General features: G+C 36.7%; 3 protein-coding genes and 3 pseudogenes. All 6 read right to left on the bottom strand.

From position 1 onward, the window contains the following. Positions 1-359 (bottom strand): annotated as a pseudogene (locus C162_RS32180) (SpoVR family protein); the annotation flags it as partial. 15 nt (positions 360-374) lie between these two features. Beyond that, entirely contained in the window at positions 375-1100 is a 726-nt protein-coding gene (locus C162_RS32175) for a hypothetical protein (protein ID WP_036701905.1), read from the bottom strand. A 20-nt stretch (positions 1101-1120) separates the two neighbouring features. After that, positions 1121-1573 (bottom strand): hypothetical protein, encoded by a 453-nt coding sequence (locus tag C162_RS32170; RefSeq protein WP_036701904.1) that lies wholly within the window; start codon positions 1571-1573, stop codon positions 1121-1123. Then, positions 1551-2603 carry an AAA family ATPase gene (locus tag C162_RS32165; RefSeq protein ID WP_036701903.1) on the bottom strand — a complete coding sequence of 351 codons (1053 nt, stop codon included), beginning with the start codon at positions 2601-2603 and terminating at the stop codon, positions 1551-1553. Before C162_RS32165 ends, C162_RS32170 begins: the two co-directional genes overlap by 23 nt. A gap of 746 nt (positions 2604-3349) precedes the next feature. Continuing rightward, a pseudogene (locus C162_RS37740) lies at positions 3350-4668 on the bottom strand (recombinase family protein); the annotation flags it as partial. Positions 4669-4755: 87 nt separating this feature from the next. After that, positions 4756-4943 (bottom strand): annotated as a pseudogene (locus C162_RS36480) (stage V sporulation protein R); the annotation flags it as partial.

Below are 4943 nucleotides of genomic sequence, written 5' to 3'. Positions count from 1 at the left end.
CCGTTCACCCGGGCCAGCACGAGCTGGTCGCGCACATTCTCCCACGCTTTATCGGTGATTTTCCACTCCGGGCCTTTTTTCTCGAACAAGTAGAGGTCCAGGTCGTTCACCAGTTCCTTGGAGAGATAGCTTCGGATGAAGGAGAGGTCGGAATCCAGCTCGCGTACCTCGAACATTTTGTCCCGGTCCCAGCGTTTCTCAATGTCCTCGAAAATCTTCAGGCCTAGGTAATACGGATTCAGGCTCTGGCGCGATGGCTGCACCACCGATGAATTCAGCTTGGCGTATTCGACCGTCTCTTCGGCAGTCAGGTCCAGCTCGCGCATGATTCGCTGATGCCAGTAGGAGGCCCAGCCTTCGTATTGCTAAGGTGCTTATAAAGTTATTAGTTCTGGATCTAAATTTGTAGAGATAATCTGGGGATCTTCATGAATAATCCTTATCTTCCCTGTCTTGCTGGTCTCTGCAAGAGGGATTCGATATGAACCAAAATCCCTACAATATTCAAATGCAGCTTTAATGGAATTATGGCTTGGTTGTATTTGGAGAGATGTGTTATCAGGATAACATTTATTAAAAAAAGAAATAAAATGATACAAAAACTCATCATACTGAGCTCCTCGGGTCGAATAAGAATCTTCATTGATACAATTGGCACTGATAATTATAGAGTTATCAATTTTTTCTAAAAAATTACCTCCTTTACACTGACCATGGATAATTATTTTTTTGCATTTAATTTTACCAATCAGAGAATTGAATTCATTAGCTGAAATAAACGGCTTATCCCAACAAACAATCAGGGCTTGCTTATTATCTAATGTGCCGTGATTAGTTATCATGATGGTTAATTGATCATCTGCAGTGAGTAATGCTGCATAATTTTCTAAAGTTGTTTTAAAAGAGTCGTATGTTGCTGCTATAGTTGCTATTTGAGAATTATTGTACTCAATAGGTGTGCCATCTGTGTACAAAACAGTTATTTGATCATATGTGTTTTTTTGTAATACCTCATACATAAATCCAATATCGTTATTATATCTGATCTCTGTATGATTATTGTCATAACAACCAGCAAATAATAAAGCATGTTTAGCCATTATATTCTCCTAAATTATAATCATATAATTTTAATCATTTGCAAAGAACTAGCGGGTTTCCAAGATTCAGAGTCTGAATAGATGTATTGTTCAGAATTTTTAAATAACCAATATTCACATTCATGAGACCAATTAGCGATATTAGTGGGGTCAATAAAAACTAACCAACCATTGAAATTTGGATTTTTATCGAAAATTTTCTTGTTTAGAGCATCTGTTACTTGAGAAGCTTTTATAATTGAAGTTGATATATAAATGTCCGTGAACTGAGAAGAATAATCTATAAAAAAAGACTCAACAAAAGCTTTGATTTCATTAAAATCATTAAAATAATGTTTCATCTCCTGAATACCACCCTTCATCATGGCTATATTAGGAGTATATATAATTGAAGCAAGTTCTATACCAAAGTATTTTTCTGAAATATTTGTAGTCCTTATAGTATCAATTTCACACTCTATCAATGCTTGCATGATGAAGCACTCCTTCTAGTTCAGTAATTTCAGAATCGTCTAGTTTATTTAAAATAAAAGGAGAGTGTGTTGTAATAATGAATTGACAATTCGGAAACATTTGTTTGAAGTAAGGAATAATATTTATTTGCCACTTTGGATGAATATGACAATCTATTTCATCTATTAAAACCACTGCTTCATAATTATAAAAGTCTGCTTTCCCATCAGAGGAATTATAAAGTCTATAGAAAATTTCTCCTATAATAATAAATAAATTTTTAAAACCATCACTTAACTGATCAATATTAACTCTAATATTATTACAATTAAAAAGTATTTCACCTTTTTCTGAAATATGACTAAATATGAAAGGATTGAATAATGTATTAAATGCTTCAATGATATGTTCAAATGTTTTTTGATTTTCGCTGTTTGGTTGTTTAAGTCTTATGAAATCTAAATTAATTAACCACTGTTTTAAGTTAAGGAATTTATTACTTACATGTAATTGATCACTAGTTTCAGAAATTCTTGATATCGAACTTGCCATCGAGTTTTCTCTACTGTTTTTAGGCAGAGGATATGAATTAGGTCCATCAACTGCTATATTGGGTAAATATCTAAAAGAATCAAAATAGAGAACGGTACCCCCGATAAAATTATCTTTATGAAGATTTTTAAAAAAAGATAATGAATCTGACTTAGTTTTGTTGTAAATCATAAGACTGTTTTTGTTATCGGTTCTTTCTAATACATTAAGAAATTGAATTTCAGAATTGGACAAATTAGCTTGTTCTATCTCATTGTTACTCGCTTGAAAGTCAGCAGAAATAGAAAAGTTTTCTTTACCTTGTAGGATATCGCTAGAATTAAGAAGCTCACCGTTATACTTAGGATATAAGGAATTTAATAGATGTACGAAAGATCTCAAAATGGTAGATTTTCCCGAGCCGTTTTCTCCAATGAATACATTTATATGAGGATTGAAATTAAAAGTTTCGTCCTCAAAAAGTCGTAAGTTTTTTATTGTAATTGATCTTATTTTCATATAACTCACCTCTTTGTGTAGTTAATACAATTTTAATTATTACCTAGGTAATAATTACCTTTCATATAGATATATAATACACTAGAATTTAGATTTTGAAAAACAAACCTATTTCACATTCACTCATTCGAAATGTCCACAAAAGCAGTATTTTATTTCTAAATTATTGATGTGATCATTTTGTATTTCCTGTGAAAAAAGACAACGATTATGATTCAGTTATGAGTATATTGGAAGTGATTTCAATATGACGTGCTAATATTTGGATTTGTAATGAATTTAACAGGCAGGGAGACGAAAGTTATGAAATAATATTAATCAGTTTCATTCATAATAAATAAGACGAAGAAGCTCAAAGTGATTTTTACAAAGGAATTGCCCGATTTGATACTAAGAAGTGTTGTTAAAATAATAATAATGGATTAATAAATTACAACTGGCTTCTCAATGCTATCTATTAATTTATAGTCAATAGAAACATATAATCATATGAGGGGGCCTTGCATAATGTATTCACTACTATTTATATATCCCCATTTTATGGTTTGGCATTTTTAGAATATTATCAAGGAACTCATTAGCAGTGCAATGAAGTATTATAAAAGAGTTGTCAAATCACCCATAGGCACTTCTATAGTAATAGAAGGATTTATTAATTAAATTCAATAATTGTATGAGTGATCTTTCAATATAATATAGTTGAAAGAGGATCATTCCAAAACTCAATCCACTTTTGTTTCAATCACTTACTCCAAGTTCAATTCTATATCCAACTCCCCCTCCCCCAAAACCGTGACCTTCGAAACCAACGTCCGCAACAGCACCTTAGCCTCCTCAACAGGCAGCGCATATATCGCATCGAGCACCGTCTTTATCTTGCACTCAAGCATTTCCTTCAGATCCTCCACATGCATTTTCTCTCCCTGTTCATTCGAACTCTGATTCTCCTGAATAATCCGTTCCATCCGCTGCTTCTACTCGTTAAGATCCTGCAACTCAATCAGTCCAGCAGTATAGGCTTCGACCTTCCGCTTATAACGGTTTTTAGCACCGTTAATCTGTTGATCACCACGGCTGCAGTGGTTGCTACGGGCTTTCTCAACGAGATGAGGAACTAACTCAAGGCTAAGTGAATCTGAAAAACCTGCTAACCCCTGTAAAACCAGGACTCCACTTCGTCGGCTTTATACTGCTTGCTTGTGCATGTTCCTTTGTTCTTATTCTCAGAACAGCGGTAAACGCGGTAACGTCTGTTTCTTGATCCTGACCATCCAATGCTCATCCCTGACCCGCAGTTTCCACATTTCAGGATGCCTCCAAGAAGATGGGGACTGGTCTGAGCGCGGGGAGCTATATCTGATCTGTTCATTTTGGTCTGCACTCTTTCCCAGATGTTCTTGTCAATAATGGCGGGTAGACAATCGTCAATGACAATCCAATCCTTATCGTCTTTTATGGTCCGTTTCTTCTTACTTGAATCCACGCGATTCCATACAAAGGTCTTTTTATTTACAGGATTGGTAAGCAGCAGTTTTACGGAACGAATGGACCATTCCTTGTTGTGCCTTGACGGGATGCCTTCTTCGTTCAGTTGTCTTGCAATAGCGAAGAATCCCATTCCCTGATTGAGGTAAAGATCATATATTTGTCGCACAGTTTTTGCCTCTGGTTCATGGATGACAAGTGCTTTTTCTTCCAAGCGATATCCGTAGGGACTCTGAGTCAGCCATTTGTCCTGGTTGGCAGCATGGAACATATTATCCAGGACACGTTCTCGAATACGCTCACGTTTAAATTCCGTGACAGCTCAGAGCACTTGAAGTGTCAGACGGCCTGAGGGCGTGTTGATATCAAAGGATTCACTGATTGAGATGAAGGCGACTTGATGCTGCTGGAACATGTCGATCAGCGTAAGCAAATCGAGTAGTCGGCGGCTCATCCGATCCAGTTTGGTGACCATAACTTTTGAGATTTCGCCGTTCTCTATGTATGTCATCAACCGCTTGAGCTGAGGGCGGTCTGTGCTTTTTGCGGAGTAGCCATCGTCAATAAGTAATAGGGTTTCGCTGTAGATTACTCATAAAAAGAGAGTCTAGCCTCTGTGAGGCATAGACTCTCTAAGAAATATTTTATTACCACTAAAAACAACCCTTTACATAAACCGCCGCTGCACCTTTTTGCCGTCATAGGTGAACAGAGCGTTTTTGTCTTCTACGACGGTCTGCAGATGCACGGTGCGGCCCCAGAGGGCGTAGATATGCGGGAGCGTGCGCTCCAGGTATTTCAGATCCAGCTCGATGCTCTCATAGCGGTGGGTAATCAGCAGTTCGCCGTTCCGCT

The organism is Paenibacillus sp. FSL R7-269, assembly GCF_000517865.1.
Classification (GTDB): domain Bacteria; phylum Bacillota; class Bacilli; order Paenibacillales; family Paenibacillaceae; genus Paenibacillus_AQ.
The sequence above is the reverse complement of the archived record's forward strand: the minus strand, read 5'-3'. Positions and strand labels throughout refer to the sequence as shown.

Excerpts from the sequence above, each read along its gene's own strand:
- C162_RS32170 (WP_036701904.1), bottom strand. The coding sequence starts at position 1,573 with ATGCAAGCATTGATAGAGTGTGAAATTGATACTATAAGGACTACAAAT.
- C162_RS32175 (WP_036701905.1), bottom strand. The coding sequence starts at position 1,100 with ATGGCTAAACATGCTTTATTATTTGCTGGTTGTTATGACAATAATCAT.
- C162_RS32165 (WP_036701903.1), bottom strand. The coding sequence starts at position 2,603 with ATGAAAATAAGATCAATTACAATAAAAAACTTACGACTTTTTGAGGAC.